This is a genomic window from Streptomyces sp. BJ20 (assembly GCF_022869105.1).
Lineage (GTDB): Bacteria > Actinomycetota > Actinomycetes > Streptomycetales > Streptomycetaceae > Streptomyces > Streptomyces griseoincarnatus.
Map to the genome: position 1 here is coordinate 1,455,495 of NZ_CP094918.1, position 19,179 is coordinate 1,474,673.

A 19,179-nucleotide genomic window follows, 5' to 3' on the forward strand; every position below is an offset into this window, starting at 1 on the left:
CCGCGGGCGCATGCGATGCTCGGAGGCGTGGAGACCAAGTCCGTCAGTCCCGTGTTCGTCGGCCGCACCGGTGAACTCGCCACCCTGATCGACGCGTTCGCCCGGGCCGACGCCGGTGAACCGCAGGCGCTGCTGGTCGGCGGCGAGGCCGGGGTGGGCAAGACCCGTCTCGTGGAGGAGTTCGCCGCCGCCGTCCGCGACCGGGGCGGGGTCGTCGCCCTCGGCGGATGCGTGGAGATCGGCGCCGACGGCCTGCCCTTCGCCCCCTTCTCCACGGCCCTGCGCCAGCTGCGCCGGGAACTGCCCGAACAGCTCACGGCCGCCGCCGAGGGGCAGGAGGAGGAGCTCGCCAGGCTGCTGCCCGAACTCGCCGTCGCCGCCGCCCGCGAGGCCCGCCGCGACGAACAGGGCATGGCCCGCCTCTTCGAGCTCACCGCCCGGCTGCTGGAGCGGGTCGCCGCCGAGCACACCGTCGTCCTCGTCCTGGAGGACCTGCACTGGGCCGACGCCTCCACCCGCCATCTGCTCTCCTATCTCTTCCGCACGCTGCGCACCGGCCGCCTCGTCGTCCTCGCCACCTACCGCTCCGACGACATCCACCGCCGCCACCCGCTGCGCCCCCTCCTCGCCGAACTCGACCGGCTGCGTACCGTCCACCGCGTCGAACTGGGCCGGTTCAGCCGCGAGGAGGTGCACCGGCAGATCGCCGGCATCCTCGACCGCGAACCCGAACCGGACCGCGTGGACGACATCTTCGAACGCTCCGACGGCAACGCCTTCTTCGTCGAGGAACTCGCCGTCGCCGCCGACGAGGGCTGCCGCACCGGCCTCACCGACTCCCTGCGGGACCTGCTCCTGGTCAGGGTCGAGAACCTGCCGGAGAGCGCCCAGCGGGTCGTCCGCACCGTCGCCGAGGGCGGCTCCACCGTCGAGGACCGGCTGCTCGCCGCCGTCGCGGGACTCGGCGAGGACGACCTCATCGAGGCCCTGCGCGCCGCCGTCAACGCCGGCATCCTCACGCCCGCCCCCGACCGCGACGGTTACCGCTTCCGGCACTCCCTGGTCCGCGAGGCCGTCAGCGACGACCTGCTGCCCGGCGAGCGCTCCCGGCTCAACCGCCGCTTCGCCGAGGCCCTGGAGGCCCATCCCGCGCTCGTCCCCGCCGACGAGCGGCCCACCCGGCTGGCCAGCTACTGGTACCACGCCCACGACGCCGCCAAGGCCCTGCCCGCCGTCCTCGACGCCTCCGTCGTGGCCCGCAGGCGTCACGCCTACGCCGAGCAACTCCGCCTGCTGGAAAGGGCGATGGAGCTGTGGGACGCCGTCCCCGACGCCGTGCGCGCCGGACTGCGGCCGCTCGACCACGCCGAGGCCTACCCGCCCCCGCCGCCCGGCTGCGACGAGGGCCCCCGCGCCGACGCCGCCGCCACGCGGCCGCTGCGCCACCTCGACCTGCTGGCCGAGGCGGCGGTGGCCGGCCGCCTCTGCGGCGAACGCGAACGCTCCCTGAAGCTCACCAGGCGGGCGCTGCGCCTCCTGGACGAGGACCCCGACCCGCTGCGCGCCGCCTGGTTCTGGGTGCAGCGCTCCCGGCTCACCCAGGCCCTCGCCCGCGGCGACGGCTGGGAGGAACTGGGCACCGCGCAGGAACTGGTACGCGGACTGCCGCCCTCCGAGGTGCACGCCGAGGTGCTCGCCTCCGTCGCCGGCTGGTCGATGCTGCACGACCCCGGCCCCGACGCCATGGCCGACGCGGAACGCGCCGTCGAGTACGCCCGCATGGTCGGGGCCCACGACATCGAGCTCCACGCCCGGCTCACCCTCGGCGGCCTCATGGTCGACGCCGGCGACATCGAGGCGGGACTCGCGGAGATGTACGAGGTCAAGCAGCGGGCGACCGACCTGGGCGTCGACATGGTGCTGGCCCGCGCCTTCGTCAACCTGCCCTCCGTGCTGGAGGGCGTCGGCCGCTCGGAGGAGGCCGTGCGGCTCCTCGAGGAGGGGGTCGGGGTCACCCGGCGGCTCGGCCTGCTGGACTCCGAGGGATGGGTGTGGGGCAACCTCGCCGAGTCCCTGCTGTCCGTCGGGCGCTGGGAGGACGCCGCCCGCGCAGCGGCCAACTCGCAGCGGATCGAGCAGAGCGCCAAGCCGCGCGCCGGCGGCTCTATGCGCCTGGCGCATCTCGCCCACCTGCGGGGGGACACCGCCGAGGCGGCCCGCTGCCTCGCCGAGGCGCGCGCCCACTTCGGCACCCACGACCCGATGCCCCAGTACGCCCTGCCGATGAAGTACGTCGCCCTCCGCGTCGCCGCCGCCGAGGGCCGCCCCGAGGACGCCCGCGCCGAACTGTTCGCCGCGCTCGACGCCGGCTTCCCGCCCGGCACCCAGCGCTACGCCTGGCCCCTGCTCCTCGCCGCCACCACCGCCGAGGCCGACCGGTACGGCGACCCCGCCACCGAACCGGGCCGTCCGGAGGTCCTGGACCGCATCCGGGAGGCGGCGAGGAACCTCGCCACGGGGGTGCCCCTGTGGCAGGCCCACGACCAGTGGCTGCGCGCCGAACTGCTGCGCGCCGAGGGCAAGGGCGAGCCGGACGCCTGGGCCGAGGCCGTCGCCGCGCTGGAGCCGCTGGGGCGGCCCCACGACCTCGCCTGCGTCCGCCTCCGGCTCGCCGAGGCGTTGCTGGCCGCCGGCGGGGGCGAGGACGAGCGGGCCCGCGCCACCGAGCTGCTGCGCCTGGTCGACGCCGTCGCCACCCACCTGGGCGCGGCGCCGCTGGCCCGGGACGCCGCTCTGCTGGCCCGCCGGGGCCGCCTGGCGCTGACGCCCGCCCCGCGCGAGGTGCCGGCTCCGGCGCCCGTCGACCCGGCCGAGGCGCTCGGTCTGACCAGCAGGGAGCGGGACGTGCTGCGCCTGGTGGCGGCCGGGCACACCAACCGGCGGATCGCCGAGGAGCTGTTCATCTCGCCGAAGACGGCCAGCGTCCATGTGTCGAACATCCTCGCCAAGCTGGGCGTCTCCGGCCGCGGCGAGGCGGCGGCGGTGGCCCACCGCCTCGGCCTGTTCCCGGACGGTTCTCCCGGCGGATCCGGAAATCTCGCCGCCGCGCGACAATCGGTGTAGGACACAGCGGCCCGGGCCCGGGGCGCCCTGCGAAAGGGGAGCGATGTTCAACGCCTTCGAGGAACTGTTCTCCCCCGGGCGCAAGCACACCCAGGACGAGCAGAAGCGCCTGGCGCTGACCCGGGAGGACGTCGGCGACGCCGACCCCGGACGCGGGCCGATAGACCTCGCCTCCGGGAAGGTCACCGTCCGCCGCCCGGCCCCCGCGGACGAGGAGACGGACGGCACCGGGGACGCCGCCCCGGACCTCCCGCGGAAGGCGCAGTAGCCGCTATTCGACCCGCAGCTCCAGCACACGGTCGTCCTCCGGCGTCGGATCACCCCGGCCGTCGGTGTTGCTGGTCACCAGCCACAGCCGGTCGCCGCCCGCCGCGACCACCGTGCGCAGCCGACCGTACTCGTCCTCCAGGAACGCCTGCGGCTTCGCGGAGGCCTCCGTGCCCTTGAGGGGGATCCGCCACAGCCGCTCGCCCCGCAGCCCCGCCATCCAGACGGACCCCTCGGCGTACGCGATGCCGCTGGGCGAGGCCTCCTCGGTGCTCCACTGGGCGATCGGGTTGTGGAAGCCGCCCTCGTCCGCGTGGCCCTCGGCCTCCGGCCAGCCGTAGTTGTCGCCCGGCGCGATCGCGTTCAGCTCGTCCCAGGTGTTCTGCCCGAACTCCGATGCGAACAGCCGCTGTTCACCGTCCCAGGCCAGGCCCTGCACATTGCGGTGGCCGTAGGAGTACACGGGGGAGTCGGGGAACGGGTTGCCCGGGGCCGGTTCGCCGTCCGGGGTCATCCGCAGGATCTTGCCGCCGAGGGACTTCTTGTCCTGGGACAGCCCGGTGTCGCCGCTCTCGCCCGTGCCCGCGTACAGCATGCGGTCCGGGCCGAAGGCGATCCGGCCGCCGTTGTGGATCACGCCCTTGGGGATGCCCCGGAACACCGTGTCGGGCGCCCCGAGCTGCTCACCCGCCGGCTTCCGCTCGTTGTACAGCATGCGCACGATGCGGTTGTCGGAGGCCGAGGTGAAGTACGCGTAGATCATGTGGTCCGAGGCGAAGTCGGGGGAGAGGGCGATGCCCAGCAGGCCCCCCTCGCCGTCGGGCGCCACCCCGGGCACCTCGCCCAGCTCCGTCTTCTTCCCCGTCTTCCCGTCGACCCGGGTGATCGTGGCCTCGTCGCGCGAGGACACCAGGAGGTCGCCGTCCCCGACCGGGGCCAGGCCCCAAGGGCTGGCCAGCCCCGTGGCCACCTCGCGGACCACCGTCACCGAGCCCTTCGCGGGCGGGGTCTCCTCCGCCTTCCCGGACGGGGAGGACGGGGCCGCGGCGGCCGAGGAGGCGGCCGCGTCCTTCTCCTGTGGCGCCCCCTCGTCGGAGGAGCAGCCGGCGGTCAGCAGGAGCGCGGCGGCGGCCAGCACGGCCGGCACGGCTCGTCGTTGCACGATGTCGTCCCTTCGACGCGGCGGGTTCTGTCTGTCATACACCGCTCGCGCCTCACAGGTTCCCGCTTCGCCGGCCCCGAACCTCGGGACACCGCGGGGGCGGGGCCACTCAGTCCCACGACCCCTGGGCCGGAGGCAGGCCCGCGATCTCCGCCAGGTCCTCGTCGGCCAGCCGGAGCCCGGCCGCCGCCGCGTTCTCCGCCACCCACCGCTCCCGCTTGGCTCCCGGCACCGGGATCACCTGCCGGCCGCGGCTCAGCACCCAGGCCAGGGCGACCTGCGCCGGGGTGACGTGTTCCCCGTGCCGGCGCGCGATCCGGCGCAGACCGGCCACGATCGGCTGGTTCGCGGCCATCATCTCGGCCGTGAACCGCGGGTGCCGGGCCCGCAGGTCGTCCGCCTCGAACCCCTCGCCCGGCGTCAGCGTCCCGGTCAGGAAGCCGTTCCCCAGCGGCATCGCCGCCAGGAAGCCCACGCTCCGCGCCTCGCACCAGGGCAGCAGCGTCTCCAGCGCCTCCGGCGACCACACCGACAGCTCCGCCTGTACCGCGCTCACCGGGAACACCTGCTGCACCCGCTCCAGCTGCCGGACGGTCGCGTCGTGCAGCCGCGCCCCGGGCCGCCGCGACGAGCGCGCCCCGACCGCGCACAGGCCCAGCGCCCGCACCTTGCCCGCCCGCACCAGCTCCGCCATCGCCCCCCAGGTCTCCTCGACCGGGACCTCCGGGTCGGCCCGGTGCAGCTGGTAGAGGTCGATCACATCGGTCTGCAGCCGCCGCAGCGACGCGTCGCAGGCCCGCCTGACGTACCCGGGACGGCCGTTGGCCACGATGTGCTGGTCGCCCACCAGCAGCCCGACCTTCGTCGACACGAAGGCGTCGGCACGCCGCTCCTTCAGCACCCGCCCGAGCAGCAGCTCGTTGGTGAACGGGCCGTACATGTCGGCCGTGTCGAGGAGGGACGAGCCCGCGTCCAGCGCCCGGTGCACCGCCCTCAGCGACTCCTCACCGCGCTGCCTGGACGTGCTGTAGGCCCAGCTCATCGGCATGCATCCGAGGCCTACCGCGCCCACCGAGAGCGCCGCCGCGCCGATCGTCCTGCGCTCCACCTGCTCGTGACCCTCCCTCTCCGGTCCCCCAACCTAACCTCTGCCGTCCGGGCGGCCTGAACTAGCCTCCGTGGCATGACTCCTGACGTGTGGCTTCCCCTCCCTCCGGACGAGATCGACGGACTCCCCGAGGGTCCGCGCTACCACTTCTGGGACGGCGGCGAGACGTACCCGGCCGACCCCGAGGAGTGCGACTTCTACGTCGTGCCGTACATGAAGCCCGCCGAGGTGTGCCTGCGTCCGCTGCCCCGGATGCGGTCCGTGCGCGTGGTGCAGACCCTGTCGGCCGGCATCGACCATGTGCGGCCCGGCCTGAAGGACCTGCCCTCCGGCGTGCGGCTGTGCAACGCGCGCGGGGTGCACGAGGCCAGCACCGCGGAGCTCACGCTCACCTTGATCCTCGCCTCCCTGCGCGGCATCCCCGGCTTCGTGCGCGCCCAGGACCGGGGGGAGTGGCAGGGCGGCTTCCGGCCGGCGCTCGCCGACCGGACCGTGCTGATCGTCGGGTACGGCTCGATCGGCGCGGCCGTCGAGGACCGGCTCGTACCGTTCGAGGTCGCGCGGGTGGCGCGCGTCGCGCGCTCCGCGCGCACAACGGAGCGCGGGCCGGTGCATCCGCTCACCGAACTTCCCTCCCTGCTGCCCGAGGCGGACGTCGTCGTCCTGACCACCCCGCTGACCGAGGGAACCCGGCACCTCGTGGACGCCGCGTTCCTGGCCCGGATGAAGGACGGGGCCCTCCTCGTGAACGTCGCCCGCGGACCGGTCGTCGACACCAAGGCGCTGCTCACCGAGGTGCAGAGCGGCCGCATCACCGCGGCCCTCGACGTCACCGACCCCGAACCCCTGCCCGCCGACCACCCGTTGTGGGAGGCGCCCGGCGTCCTGGTCACCCCGCACGTCGGCGGACCCACGTCCGCGTTCCTCCCCCGCGCGAAGCGCCTGCTGCGCGACCAGTTGCGCCGATACGTGAACCACGAGGAGCTCGGGAACGTGATCCTGGTGACGGGAACGGAAGACGTGTAGTCCGCTTCGGGTACCGTCCGCGACCCCTCGGGAGCGGTGGGTACTCGGCGATCCCTTGATCGTCACGGAGCGTAGAAGACCTATGTCCCTGAGTGACGATACTGGTGTATCGTCCGGACAGGGGCTGCGCCGCCGACCAACGGCGCGGGGGAGCGACACGGAGACTGTGAGGGGGGCGACGGGCGATGCACGGCCAGACGACCAGCGATCCGACGCGGCGGATGCGTCGGCGCCGACACGCGCACGCGGACACGCACAGGCACGGTCAGCACATCCGGCGCGGCGGACGGACCGACGGCGCCGGCCCTCAGGACCCGCCCCGGCGGACGGGCCGCCCGACCCGGGCCCAGGCGCACCGGGGCCCCTGGAGCGCGGAGGCGGCGCGGACCGGGAGGGACCGGTGAGCGCGCCGCCGACCCCCACCCTCGACGGTGCGCTGCGTCCCGCGTCCGCCCCGCGGACCCTGCTGTCGGCGAAGGGCGCCGGCCGCCGCCCCGGCCCCGCGGCCCAGCTGGTGCTCGCCCTGGTCTGCGGTGCCTACGCCGTCGGCGCCGCGTTCGGCTGGGGCTCGGAGCGACTCGCCCTGATCATGGGGGACTTCGGGCTGAGCGCCGCCGCCGCGGCCGCCGCCGTCTCCTGCGCGGTCTACGCCCGCGACCGCCGCACCCGGTACCGGTCCGCCTGGATGCTGTTCGGGATCTCCTCGGCCATGGCGTCCCTGGGCAACCTGGTCTGGGGCTGGTACGAGGTCGTGCTGCACCGCGAGGTGCCGAGCCCCAGCTACGCCGACCTGTTCTTCCTCTGCTTCGCGCCGCCCGCCATCGTCGGACTGCTGGTGCTCGCCAAACGGCCCGTGACCAGGGCCGGCTGGGTGTGCCTCGGCCTCGACGCCTGGCTGATCGGCGGCTCGCTGCTGACCCTGGCGTGGAGCCTCGCCCTCGCCCAGGCCGCCCAGGCCGAGGGGCCGGGCGTCGCGCACACGGCGCTGTCCCTGGCGTACCCGCTGCTCGACATCGCCCTCGTCAGCATGGTCCTCGCGCTGCACTTCCGGCGCTCGTCGGTCAACCGCTCGGCGGTGAACACCGCGATCGGGGCGCTCGCGCTCACCGTGATGTGCGACGCCCTGTTCACCTCCCCGCTGGTGCACGCCGACTACCGCTCGGGGCAACTGCTCGACGCGGGCTGGTTCGCCGGGTCGCTGCTGCTGGCCTACGCCCCCTGGACCGCGCCCCGCCGCGGCGGACCCGACCGGGAGACGTCCACGCGCGTGGTCCGCGAGCACCTGCCCGGGCAGCGCGCCGCCCCCGACCGCCCGTACGGGCCACCGACCGGTGGGGGAGCGGTCCGGTACCAGCTCTCCCGGCCCGTCACCGGTTCCCTCGCCGCGCTCACCCCGTACCTGGCGGCGGCCGTGTGCACTCTCGGGATCCTCTACAACGTCCTCAACGGCCGCAGCGTCGACCGGGTCGTGCTGATCACCGGGGGCACCGTGGCGCTCGCGCTCGTCGTGCGCCAGGGCATCATGCTCCTCGACAACATCACCCTCACCCAGGAACTGGCCCAGGCGGAGAACCACTTCCGCTCCCTGGTGCAGGGCTCCAGCGACGTCATCATGATCGCCGCCCCCAGTGGCGTCCTGCGCTACGTCTCCCCGGCCGCGGCCGGGGTGTACGGCCGGCCGGCGGAGGACCTGGTCGGCACCGAACTGGCCTCCCTGATCCACCCCGAGGACCTCGGCTGTGTGGTGCACGAGATCCGGCGGTTCCTCGCCGCCGACCCGGTGGAGGAGCCCACCACGCGCATCGAGTGCCGCTTCCGCTCCGGCGGTGGGGGAGAAGCCGGGAGCGGGGGAGGCTGGCTCAACGTGGAGTCCACCGTCAACCGGCACCACGGCGGCCTCATCTTCAACAGCCGTGACGTCACCGAGCGGGTCCGCCTCCAGGCCCAGCTCCAGCACAACGCGGAGCACGACCCGCTGACCGACCTGCCCAACCGGGCCCTGTTCACCCGGCGCGTGCAGCAGGCCCTCTCCGGCCGCCGCGCCTCGGACCGGGGCGCCGCCCTGCGCGGGACGGCGGTGCTCTTCATCGACCTCGACGGCTTCAAGGGCGTCAACGACACCATCGGCCACCAGGCCGGTGACGAACTGCTCGTGCAGGCCGCCCGCAGACTCCAGGACGCCGTCCGCAAGGGCGACACCGCCTCCCGCCTCGGCGGCGACGAGTTCGCGGCGCTCATCGCCGGCGACGGCGTACGCGACCGGGACGCGCGCGAGCGGCACATCCTCGAACTCGCAGACCGGCTCAGAGTCACGCTCTCCCAGCCCTACCTCATCGACGGCAACGATGTCCGCGTCAACGCCTCCATCGGCGTCGCCTTCGCCGAACCGGGCATCGGCGCGGGCGAGTTGCTGCGCAACGCCGACCTCGCGATGTACCGGGCGAAGGCCGCGGGCAAGGGCCGCGTCGAGCTGTACGAACCGCACATGCAGCAGGACGTCGTCCGCAAGGCGGAGCTGGCCACCCGGCTGCGCGCGGCGCTGCACCACGGCGAGTTCGCCCTGCTGCACCAGCCCGTGGTGTGCCTGGCGGACGGCCGGATCACCTCCGTGTGCGCCCAGGCGCGCTGGCGCTCCTCCCAGGGCGTGCTGTTCACGCCCGCGGAGTTCCTGCGCGTCGCCGAGGACAGCGAGAAGACCGCCGAGCTGGGCCGCTGGGTGCTGGAGGAGGCCGTCGAACAGGCCGCCGAACGGCACGCCACCGGCCTGCCCCTGCCGGTCGCCGTACGGCTGAGCGCGCGCCGGCTGCTGGACCGCTCGCTGCCCCTCGGCTCGGTCGAGGCGCTGCTCACCCGGCACGGTCTGCCGTCCGGCTCGCTGATCGTGGAGCTGGCCGACACCGATCCCCGGGTGTCCCTCGACGAGCTGGAGCGGCGGCTCACCGTGCTCAAACGGCTCGGCGTACGGATCTCCCTGGACGGCTTCGGCAGCGGACGCGCGGCGATCACGGCACTCCGGCGGCTGCCCGTCGACATGCTGAAGCTCGACCGCAGCCTGGTCGACGGGGTGGCGGAGTCCGCGAGGCTGTACAAGATCACCCATGGGCTGCTGCGGATCGCCTCCGACCTCGGACTGCAGACCGTGGCCGACGGCGTGGACCTGCCCGAGCAGGCCGAGGCGCTGCGCGCGATGGGCTGCACCCACGGGCAGGGACTGGCCTTCTCGGGGCCGCTCGACGAGTACCGGCTGCGCCGGGCGCTGGCCGCCGGGCACTACCCGATGCCGCACGGCCCGGCCGAGCCGGTGCTGGCCGGCGGAGGCGGTTCCCACGTGTACTCCACGGGGGTGACGGCGGTGCTCAAGAGCGCCACGACACTCCGCTCACATGATGAGACTCCCGTCCCACCCACTTGACAGTGAGTGTGCGCCGGGGGGAGGGTCAGTGCCATGCGCACCCGAATTCTCGTACTTGGACAGCGCGTCGGCTGACGCTGAGCGACGAACGCTCAGCGACCCACCACCCGGCGCGCTCCCCTCGCTTGCCTTACGGCACGAGGGGTTTTTTGTTGCACAGGCACCTGCCGAGCAGCACGCGTAACCCGCACGAACTTCGCAGAAACCCTCAGCATCGAGAAGAGAATGCCGATGACCGAGCAGGCCACCGGGGCCCATCACCCGCAGCCGCGGCCCCGTACCGGAGGACAGCAGTCCGCCCCCGTCGAGCACGTCACGGGCGCGCAGTCCCTCATCCGCTCTCTCGAGGAGGTCGGCGCCGACACGGTATTCGGCATTCCCGGCGGTGCGATCCTTCCGGCGTACGACCCGCTGATGGACTCCACGCGGGTGCGCCACGTGCTGGTCCGGCACGAGCAGGGCGCGGGTCACGCGGCCACCGGCTACGCGCAGGCCACCGGCAAGGTGGGCGTCTGCATGGCGACCTCGGGTCCCGGCGCCACCAACCTGGTGACGCCCATCGCCGACGCGCACATGGACTCCGTCCCGATGGTGGCGATCACCGGGCAGGTGGCCTCCAAGGCGATCGGCACGGACGCCTTCCAGGAGGCGGACATCGTCGGCATCACCATGCCGATCACCAAGCACAACTTCCTCGTCACCAAGGCCGAGGACATCCCGCGGGTCATCGCCCAGGCGTTCCACATCGCCTCCACCGGCCGCCCCGGCCCGGTGCTGGTCGACATCGCCAAGGACGCCCTCCAGGCGAAGACCACCTTCTCCTGGCCGCCCGTCATGGACCTGCCCGGCTACCGGCCCGTCACCAAGCCGCACGCCAAGCAGATCCGCGAGGCCGCCAAGCTCATCACCTCCGCGAAGCGACCGGTCCTCTACGTCGGCGGCGGGGTCATCAAGGCCCGCGCCACCGCCGAGCTGAAGGTCCTCGCCGAGCTCACCGGAGCGCCCGTCACCACCACCCTGATGGCGCTCGGCGCATTCCCCGACGGCCACTCGCTGCACGTGGGAATGCCGGGCATGCACGGTTCGGTCACCGCCGTCACCGCGCTGCAGAAGGCCGACCTGATCGTCGCCCTCGGAGCCCGCTTCGACGACCGCGTCACCGGCAAGCTGGACAGCTTCGCCCCGTACGCCAAGATCGTCCACGCCGACATCGACCCGGCGGAGATCGGCAAGAACCGCGCCGCCGACGTGCCGATCGTCGGAGACGCCCGCGAGGTCCTCGCCGACCTCATCCAGGCCGTCCAGAAGGAGCACGCCGACGGCCACCGCGGTGACTACTCCGCCTGGTGGAACGACCTGAACCGCTGGCGCGACACCTACCCCCTGGGCTACGACCAGCCGGCGGACGGCTCGCTCTCCCCGCAGCAGGTCATCGAGCGCATCGGGCAGCTCGCGCCCGAGGGCACGATCTTCGCGGCGGGCGTCGGCCAGCACCAGATGTGGGCCGCGCACTTCATCCAGTACGACAAGCCCGCCACCTGGCTGAACTCCGGCGGCGCCGGGACGATGGGCTACGCGGTCCCGGCCGCCATGGGCGCCAAGGCCGGCGCGCCCGGCCGCGCCGTCTGGGCGATCGACGGCGACGGCTGCTTCCAGATGACCAACCAGGAGCTCACCACCTGCGCCCTGAACAACATCCCGATCAAGGTCGCCGTCATCAACAACGGCGCCCTCGGGATGGTCCGTCAGTGGCAGACGCTGTTCTACAACCAGCGGTACTCCAACACGGTCCTGCACTCCGGTCCCGACGACGTCAACCCCGAGGCGAGGGGCACCCGCGTCCCCGACTTCGTGAAGCTGTCGGAGGCCATGGGCTGTTACGCGATCCGCTGCGAGGACCCCGCGGACCTCGACAAGGTCATCGAGGAGGCGAACAGCATCAACGACCGGCCGGTCGTCGTGGACTTCGTCGTCCACGAGGACGCGATGGTCTGGCCGATGGTCGCCGCCGGCACCTCCAACGACGAGATCATGGCCGCCCGGGACGTGCGCCCCGACTTCGGCGACAACGAAGACGACTGAGCGAGAGAGACCGAAGAGATCATGTCCAAGCACACGCTCTCCGTCCTGGTGGAGAACACCCCCGGCATCCTGGCCCGGATCGCCGCCCTGTTCTCCCGCCGCGGCTTCAACATCGACTCGCTCGCCGTCGGTGTCACCGAGCACCCCGACATCTCCCGCATCACCATCGTGGTGAGCGTCGACGAGTTCCCGCTGGAGCAGGTCACCAAGCAGCTCAACAAGCTCGTCAACGTGCTGAAGATCGTCGAGCTCGAACCCGGGCAGGCCGTCCAGCGCGAACTCGTTCTGGTGAAGGTGCGCGCCGACAACGAGACGCGCTCCCAGATCGTCGAGATCGTCCAGCTGTTCCGCGCCAAGACCGTCGACGTCTCCCCGGAGGCCGTGACCATCGAGGCCACCGGGAGCAGCGACAAGCTGTCCGCCATGCTCCGGATGCTGGAGCCGTTCGGCATCAAGGAGCTGGTCCAGTCCGGCACCATCGCGATCGGACGCGGTGCCCGATCGATCACGGACCGGTCGCTGCGCGCCCTGGACCGGTCGGCCTAAGACACGGAACGGGCGGCCGGGACACGGTCGGCCGCCCGTATCGCGAGACCCCCAACCTTCCCCCTCCCTCACCGTCATACGGTGGGACGCGACACCTGCACACAAGGAGAGAACCCAGTGGCCGAGCTGTTCTACGACGCCGACGCCGACCTGTCCATCATCCAGGGCCGCAAGGTCGCGGTCATCGGTTACGGCAGCCAGGGCCACGCCCACGCCCTGTCGCTGCGCGACTCCGGCGTCGACGTGCGCGTCGGTCTGCACGAGGGCTCCAAGTCCAAGGCCAAGGCCGAGGAGCAGGGCCTGCGCGTGGTGACCCCGTCCGAGGCCGCCGCCGAGGCCGACGTCATCATGATCCTCGTCCCGGACCCGATCCAGTCCAAGGTCTACGAGGAGTCCATCGCCCCGAACCTGAAGGACGGCGACGCGCTGTTCTTCGGCCACGGCTTCAACATCCGCTTCGGCTTCATCAAGCCCCCGGCCGGCGTCGACGTGTGCATGGTCGCGCCCAAGGGCCCGGGCCACCTGGTGCGCCGTCAGTACGAGGAGGGCCGCGGCGTCCCCTGCATCGCGGCCGTCGAGCAGGACGCCACGGGCAACGCCTTCGCGCTGGCCCTGTCGTACGCGAAGGGCATCGGCGGCACCCGCGCCGGCGTCATCAAGACCACCTTCACCGAGGAGACCGAGACCGACCTGTTCGGTGAGCAGGCCGTCCTCTGCGGCGGCACCGCCGCCCTGGTCAAGGCGGGCTTCGAGACGCTGACCGAGGCCGGCTACCAGCCGGAGATCGCCTACTTCGAGTGCCTGCACGAGCTGAAGCTCATCGTGGACCTCATGTACGAGGGCGGCCTGGAGAAGATGCGCTGGTCGATCTCCGAGACCGCCGAGTGGGGCGACTACGTCACCGGCCCGCGGATCATCACCGACGCCACCAAGGCCGAGATGAAGAAGGTCCTCGCCGAGATCCAGGACGGCACCTTCGCCCAGACCTGGATGGACGAGTACCACGGCGGCCTGAAGAAGTACGACGAGTACAAGAAGCAGGACTCCGAGCACCTCCTGGAGACCACCGGCAAGCAGCTGCGCAAGCTGATGAGCTGGGTCGACGAAGAGGCCTGAGCCCGACCGTCCTGAGGGCCGGGGCGCCACGCCCCGGCCCTTCGGGCGAACCAGCGGTAACGTCGGTAGCACGGCGTTGTCCGTCCCGTCCGCCACGGACGGGTGATCCTTCCGAAGCGGCGTAAGACGACGCCCTCGGCGCCACTACACTGCTGCACTACATACGCGTCAGGCCCACAGCGTCGTGCGTCTTCCACGCGGCTAGCACTTCTTCACCGCCTGCGGCCGTCGGGACGGCCGTCCGCATTGGGACTTGTGAGGACTCACGTGAGCTCGAAACCCGTCGTACTCATCGCTGAAGAGCTGTCGCCCGCCACCGTCGACGCACTCGGCCCGGACTTCGAGATCCGGCACTGCAACGGCGCGGACCGCGCCGAACTGCTCCCCGCCATCGCCGACGTGGACGCGATCCTCATCCGCTCGGCCACCAAGGTCGACGCCGAGGCGATCGCCGCCGCGAACAAGCTGAAGGTCGTCGCACGAGCCGGCGTCGGCCTCGACAACGTCGACGTCTCCGCCGCCACCAAGGCCGGCGTGATGGTCGTCAACGCCCCCACGTCGAACATCGTGACCGCCGCCGAGCTCGCCTGCGGTCTGATCCTCGCCACCGCGCGCAACATCCCGCAGGCCAACGCCGCGCTGAAGAACGGCGAGTGGAAGCGGAGCAAGTACACGGGCGTCGAGCTCGCCGAGAAGACCCTCGGTGTCGTGGGTCTGGGGCGGATCGGCGCCCTCGTCGCGCAGCGCATGTCCGCCTTCGGCATGAAGGTCGTCGCCTACGACCCCTACGTGCAGCCCGCGCGGGCCGCGCAGATGGGCGTCAAGGTGCTGTCGCTGGACGAGCTGCTCGAGGTCTCCGACTTCATCACCGTCCACCTGCCGAAGACCCCCGAGACGCTGGGCCTGATCGGCGACGAGGCGCTGCGCAAGGTCAAGCCGACCGTGCGCGTCATCAACGCCGCGCGCGGCGGCATCGTCGACGAGGAGGCGCTGTACTCGGCGCTCAAGGAGGGCCGCGTCGCCGGCGCCGGCCTCGACGTGTACGCGAAGGAGCCCTGCACGGACTCCCCGCTCTTCGAGTTCGACCAGGTCGTGTGCACCCCGCACCTCGGCGCCTCCACGGACGAGGCCCAGGAGAAGGCCGGCATCGCCGTCGCCCGCTCCGTGCGCCTCGCCCTCGCCGGTGAGCTGGTCCCCGACGCGGTGAACGTCCAGGGCGGCGTCATCGCCGAGGACGTCAAGCCGGGCCTGCCGCTCGCCGAGCGCCTCGGCCGGATCTTCACGGCGCTCGCGGGCGAGGTCGCGGTCCGTCTCGACGTCGAGGTGTACGGCGAGATCACCCAGCACGACGTGAAGGTGCTGGAGCTGTCCGCGCTCAAGGGCGTCTTCGAGGACGTCGTCGACGAGACCGTCTCCTACGTCAACGCCCCGCTGTTCGCGCAGGAGCGCGGCGTCGAGGTGCGGCTGACGACCAGCTCGGAGTCGGCCGACCACCGCAACGTCGTCACCGTGCGCGGCACGCTGGCCGACGGTGAGGAGATCTCGGTCTCCGGCACGCTGGCCGGTCCGAAGCACGTCCAGAAGATCGTCGCGGTCGGCGAGTACGACGTCGACCTGGCGCTCGCCGACCACATGGTCGTCCTGCGGTACGAGGACCGCCCGGGTGTCGTCGGCACCGTCGGCCGCATCCTCGGCGAGGCCGGCATCAACATCGCCGGCATGCAGGTCGCCCGTGCGACGGTCGGCGGCGAGGCGCTCGCCGTGCTCACCGTCGACGACACGGTGTCGACCTCGGTGCTGGGTGAGCTGGCCGCGGAGATCGGGGCGACCTCCGCGCGGTCCGTGAACCTGGTCTGACCGATCCTTCGTCGGGCTCACACGCCGGACGGGCTGAGTTCCTCGGCCTGTCCGGCGTTCTCCGTGCCGGGCCGCACCCGCACCCGGCGCAGCGTCACCGACGCCAGGACCGCCGCCCCGGCGAACACCGAGGCGCCCGCGATCGCCGCCGCGTTCATCCCCTGGGTGAAGGCTTCCCGGGCCGCCGCCGCGAGGGCGTCTCCCGCCTGCCCCGGAAGCCGCTCGGCGACGGCGAGCGCGCCGCCCAGCGTCTCGTGCGCCGCCGCCGGAGCGGAGTCCGGCATCCCGTTCCGGTACACGGCGGTGCCGATGGAGCCGAGGAACGCCATGCCCAGCGCCCCGCCGAACTCGGTGCCGGTCTCCATCAGGGAGGAGGCGGAGCCCGCCCGTTCCACCGGAGCGGCGCCCAGCGCGAGGTCCATGATCTGGGACATCACCGCGGTGACGCCCATGGCGAGCACACCGCAGGCGACCAGGACGAGCACCAGGTCGTCCGTGTCCACGGAGGCCAGCAGCGCGTAACCGCACACGGCGGTGGCGAATCCCGCCGTCACCACGTGGGCCCGATTGACGCCCTTCTGCACCAGATACGTCGCGAAGGGGGCCGCGAAGCCGATGGGAACCGACGGCAGCAGGGCCCACAGGGCCGCGTCCAGAGCGCTCTTGCCGAGCACCGACTGGATGTACTGGCTGGTGAAGAACGCCGAGCCCATCATCCCGAACATGGTGACCAGGTTGAGGGCGGCGGCCGGTCCGAAGCCGCGGCCCCGGAACAGGGCCGGGGAGATCATCGGGGAGGCGGCCGTCCGCTGCCGGTGCACGAACAGGGCCGCGAAGAGCAGGCCGACGGTGACCGAGACGACGTACCGCACGTTCCAGCCTTCGGACGGGATCTCCTTCAGGCCGTAGATGACGGGCAGCACGGCGGCCATGGACAGCGGGACGCTCATCCAGTCGAAGCGGCCCGGATCGGGGTCCTTGGACTCCGGAAGCAGGAGCGGGCCGAGGATCAGCAGCAGGGCCATCGCCGGCAGGTTCACCAGAAAGACCGAGCCCCACCAGAAGAACTCCACCAGCAGCCCGCTCAGCACCGAGCCGAGTGCCACGCCCGCCGTCATCACGGCGGACCAGATCGCGATCGCCTTCGCCCGCTGCGCGGGATCCAGGAAGAGCGAGCGGAGCAGGGCCAGCGTGGAGGGCATCAGGGCGGCGCCACCGATGCCGAGCAGCGCGCGGGCCGCGATCAGCGTCTCGGCGCTGTGCGCGTACGCCGCCACCAGGGAGGCGGCGCCGAACGCGGCGGCGCCGATCAGCAGCAGCCTGCGACGGCCGATCCGGTCGCCCACCGAGCCCATGGTGATGAGGAGGCCGGCCACGGCGAAGGCGTAGATGTCGAAGATCCACAGTTGCTGCGTACCGCTCGGACGCAGGTCCGCGCTGATCTCCGGGACGGCGAAGTAGAGGACGGAGACGTCCATCGAGACCAGCAGCAGCGGAAGCATCAGCACGACCAGCGCGGTCCACTCACGGCGGCCGGCCCGGTGCGGGTTCGGTGTCATGACGCCGACTGTACGCACGTCTTATACAGCCGTCTAGAACGATCGTGTAAGACGGTCGTATGGGGTGCGGGGTAGGCTGCGGCCATGGGACACCGTGAGGATCTGCTCGAGGGGGCCAAGCGCTGCCTGCTCGCCAAGGGGTTCGTGCGCACCACGGCGCGTGACATCGTCAAGGAGTCGGGCACCAACCTCGCGTCCATCGGCTACCACTACGGCTCCAAGGACGCGCTGCTCGCCCAGGCCTACGTCTCCCTCGTGGAGGGCATGGGTGACGCCTTCGACGGCGACGGCACCGTGGACCAGGCCGCGCCCGGATCGCTGGAGCGGTTCGAGCGGGTGTGGGCGAACATCATCGCCACCATGAAGGACCCCGGCTCGGTGTGGCGGCTCAGCATGGAGGTGCTCGCCATGGGCGACCGGCTGCCCGAGGTGCGCGCGCACCTCACGGCGGCCCAGCGCGAGGCGGGGCGCGGTCTGGTGCCGCTGCTGATGGGCGGCCGGGAGGAGGACGTGTCCGACGCGACCGCCGACACCGTCGGCGCGTTCTACGTGACCCTCATGACCGGACTCATCGCCCAGTGGACCTTCGACCCGGCCGGCGCCCCCGACGCGGAGCGGCTCACCGCCGGTCTGCGCCAGGTGGTCGAGGCGGCCACGGGCGCGGCGTCCGCCGACAGCACGTCTACAGACGGTGCGCCTTGAGCGCCATGTGCAGCAGCAGCCGGTCCTCGCCGTCGTCCAGGTCCAGGCCGGTGAGCCGTTCGATCCGCGACAGCCGGTAGTACAGCGTCTGCCGGTGCACACCCAGCTCCGCCGCCGTGCGCCCGGCCTGGCCCGCGCAGTCGAGGTACACCTCGGCGGTGCGGGCCAGTTCCGCGTGCGCGGGGGAGAGCAGCGGGCGGACGGCGGGGTCCTGGGCGGCGCCGGGGGACAGCGCGGTCAGCAGACGGTAGGGGCCGATCGACGCCCAGCGGGCCACCGGTCCGAGGCGCGGCTCGGCCAGCGCCGCCCGCGCCGACGCCGACGCCTCGTCCCAGGCCGTCCCCAGACCGGCCAGGCCCGTACGCGGCGCGGCGATCCCCGCGGCCGCCGGAGGCGGCCCGGACGGGCCGGCCGCCCTGCCGTCCCGGACCCGTTCCAGCAGCCGCCCGGCCGCGGTCTCCGCCGCCGTCAGCACGTCGGCGGAGCGCAGCCGCATCAGCAGCGCCAGCGACACGGCCGTGGCGCCCCACGGCAGGGTGCACAGCGCCGTCGCACCCGGCACCGTGCGGACCGAGGGCGCGTCGTCGGGGTCGGCGGACGGCCAGGGCGCGACGCAGACCACCGTGTGCAGGCCCTCCGCGCGGGCGCCGAGCGCGGTGCGCAGCTCGGCCACCGCCATGTCACGCTGCCAGCCACGCTCCGCCGTCAGCACCGCCCGCAGCTCACGGGTGAGGTCCGCGCCGTGCTGCGCCTCGTCCGCGAGCAGCGCGCCGATCCGCGCCGTCACCCGCATGGCCGCGTCCAGTTGCTCCGCCGTAGGTCCGGGGTCGTCCTCCAACAGCCACACATAGCCGAGGGCCACCCCGCGATGCCGTACGGGAAGGCACACGCGTCCCCGGTGCACGCCCGCCTCCGGCGTGCGCGGGATGTGGACCGGGCCGGTCGCGCGGGTGATGCCGAACCCCTCGAACCAGGTGCGGACGGCGGGTGTGGAGCGCCGGGTCAGGATCGAGCGGGCCCGCACCGGGTCCAGCGCCGACGGGTCGAGGTCGCCCTCGCTGTCGTACGCGCCGAAGGCGATCAGCTCGAAGTCGCGGTTCTCCAGGGTCGCCGGAGCGCCGAGGAGCTCCGAGATCTCGTCCACCAGCTCCTGGTAGTCGTCCTTGTGTTCCGACGTCACCCGGGCATTCTGCCGCAAGAACCGGCGCCCTTCATACAT

The 19,179-nt window shown here is 72.7% G+C and carries 13 protein-coding genes; 9 read left to right on the forward strand and 4 right to left on the reverse strand.

What is annotated here, in order from left to right; translation table 11 throughout:
• Positions 1–15 precede the first annotated feature (15 nt).
• Both MTR79_RS06845 and MTR79_RS06850 read left to right on the forward strand, forming a co-directional pair.
• On the forward strand, positions 16–3,123 hold the full coding sequence (locus tag MTR79_RS06845; RefSeq protein ID WP_244793079.1) for a helix-turn-helix transcriptional regulator: 3,108 nt from the start codon (positions 16–18) through the stop codon (positions 3,121–3,123).
• Between the two features lie 43 nt (positions 3,124–3,166).
• The gene (locus tag MTR79_RS06850) at positions 3,167–3,391 is read left to right on the forward strand and encodes a DUF6191 domain-containing protein (RefSeq protein ID WP_244789548.1); all 225 of its coding nucleotides are present in this window, start codon (positions 3,167–3,169) and stop codon (positions 3,389–3,391) included.
• 3 nt (positions 3,392–3,394) lie between these two features.
• Here the strand turns inward: MTR79_RS06850 and MTR79_RS06855 are convergent, their stop codons facing one another.
• Both MTR79_RS06855 and MTR79_RS06860 read right to left on the reverse strand, forming a co-directional pair.
• The gene (locus MTR79_RS06855; RefSeq protein ID WP_086698609.1) at positions 3,395–4,537 is read right to left on the reverse strand and encodes a PQQ-dependent sugar dehydrogenase; all 1,143 of its coding nucleotides are present in this window, start codon (positions 4,535–4,537) and stop codon (positions 3,395–3,397) included.
• Positions 4,538–4,661: 124 nt separating this feature from the next.
• Complete coding sequence (locus MTR79_RS06860; RefSeq protein WP_086698607.1) at positions 4,662–5,660, reverse strand: aldo/keto reductase; 999 nt, start codon at positions 5,658–5,660, stop codon at positions 4,662–4,664.
• 75 nt (positions 5,661–5,735) lie between these two features.
• Here MTR79_RS06860 and MTR79_RS06865 point away from each other — a divergent pair, with 75 nt between their 5' ends.
• The 6 genes from MTR79_RS06865 (at position 5,736) to serA (ending at position 15,699) form a co-directional block, all read left to right on the forward strand.
• On the forward strand, positions 5,736–6,686 hold the full coding sequence (locus tag MTR79_RS06865) for a 2-hydroxyacid dehydrogenase (RefSeq protein WP_086698606.1): 951 nt from the start codon (positions 5,736–5,738) through the stop codon (positions 6,684–6,686).
• A gap of 400 nt (positions 6,687–7,086) precedes the next feature.
• On the forward strand, positions 7,087–10,098 hold the full coding sequence (locus tag MTR79_RS06870; RefSeq protein ID WP_189366180.1) for an EAL domain-containing protein: 3,012 nt from the start codon (positions 7,087–7,089) through the stop codon (positions 10,096–10,098).
• A 231-nt stretch (positions 10,099–10,329) separates the two neighbouring features.
• Positions 10,330–12,180, forward strand: coding sequence for an acetolactate synthase large subunit (locus MTR79_RS06875; RefSeq protein WP_086698601.1), 1,851 nt, complete (start codon positions 10,330–10,332; stop codon positions 12,178–12,180).
• Between the two features lie 21 nt (positions 12,181–12,201).
• Positions 12,202–12,726 (forward strand): acetolactate synthase small subunit, encoded by a 525-nt coding sequence (gene ilvN, locus MTR79_RS06880; protein WP_019524397.1) that lies wholly within the window; start codon positions 12,202–12,204, stop codon positions 12,724–12,726.
• A gap of 117 nt (positions 12,727–12,843) precedes the next feature.
• Positions 12,844–13,842: a ketol-acid reductoisomerase gene (ilvC, locus tag MTR79_RS06885; RefSeq protein WP_033275993.1), complete on the forward strand. Its 999-nt coding sequence runs from the start codon at positions 12,844–12,846 to the stop codon at positions 13,840–13,842.
• 267 nt (positions 13,843–14,109) lie between these two features.
• Positions 14,110–15,699, forward strand: coding sequence for a phosphoglycerate dehydrogenase (gene serA, locus MTR79_RS06890; RefSeq protein ID WP_019524399.1), 1,590 nt, complete (start codon positions 14,110–14,112; stop codon positions 15,697–15,699).
• Positions 15,700–15,716: 17 nt separating this feature from the next.
• On the opposite strand, the gene MTR79_RS06895 is transcribed toward serA, so the two are convergent.
• Complete coding sequence (locus MTR79_RS06895; protein WP_244789549.1) at positions 15,717–17,258, reverse strand: MFS transporter; 1,542 nt, start codon at positions 17,256–17,258, stop codon at positions 15,717–15,719.
• 84 nt (positions 17,259–17,342) lie between these two features.
• On the opposite strand from MTR79_RS06895, the gene MTR79_RS06900 reads away from it, so the two are divergent.
• Positions 17,343–17,960, forward strand: a complete 618-nt coding sequence (locus tag MTR79_RS06900) for a TetR/AcrR family transcriptional regulator (protein WP_086698598.1) — start codon at positions 17,343–17,345, stop codon at positions 17,958–17,960.
• On the opposite strand, the gene MTR79_RS06905 is transcribed toward MTR79_RS06900, so the two are convergent.
• Complete coding sequence (locus MTR79_RS06905) at positions 17,941–19,179, reverse strand: helix-turn-helix domain-containing protein (protein ID WP_244789550.1); 1,239 nt, start codon at positions 19,177–19,179, stop codon at positions 17,941–17,943. The genes MTR79_RS06900 and MTR79_RS06905 overlap by 20 nt on opposite strands.

Bases quoted from the DNA above. Each gene is read 5' to 3' on its own strand.
- MTR79_RS06900 (WP_086698598.1), top strand. From the start codon at position 17,343: ATGGGACACCGTGAGGATCTGCTCGAGGGGGCCAAGCGCTGCCTGCTC.
- MTR79_RS06875 (WP_086698601.1), top strand. From the start codon at position 10,330: ATGACCGAGCAGGCCACCGGGGCCCATCACCCGCAGCCGCGGCCCCGT.
- ilvN (WP_019524397.1), top strand. From the start codon at position 12,202: ATGTCCAAGCACACGCTCTCCGTCCTGGTGGAGAACACCCCCGGCATC.
- MTR79_RS06895 (WP_244789549.1), bottom strand. From the start codon at position 17,258: ATGACACCGAACCCGCACCGGGCCGGCCGCCGTGAGTGGACCGCGCTG.
- MTR79_RS06905 (WP_244789550.1), bottom strand. From the start codon at position 19,179: ATGTATGAAGGGCGCCGGTTCTTGCGGCAGAATGCCCGGGTGACGTCG.
- MTR79_RS06845 (WP_244793079.1), top strand. From the start codon at position 16: ATGCTCGGAGGCGTGGAGACCAAGTCCGTCAGTCCCGTGTTCGTCGGC.
- MTR79_RS06865 (WP_086698606.1), top strand. From the start codon at position 5,736: ATGACTCCTGACGTGTGGCTTCCCCTCCCTCCGGACGAGATCGACGGA.
- MTR79_RS06850 (WP_244789548.1), top strand. From the start codon at position 3,167: ATGTTCAACGCCTTCGAGGAACTGTTCTCCCCCGGGCGCAAGCACACC.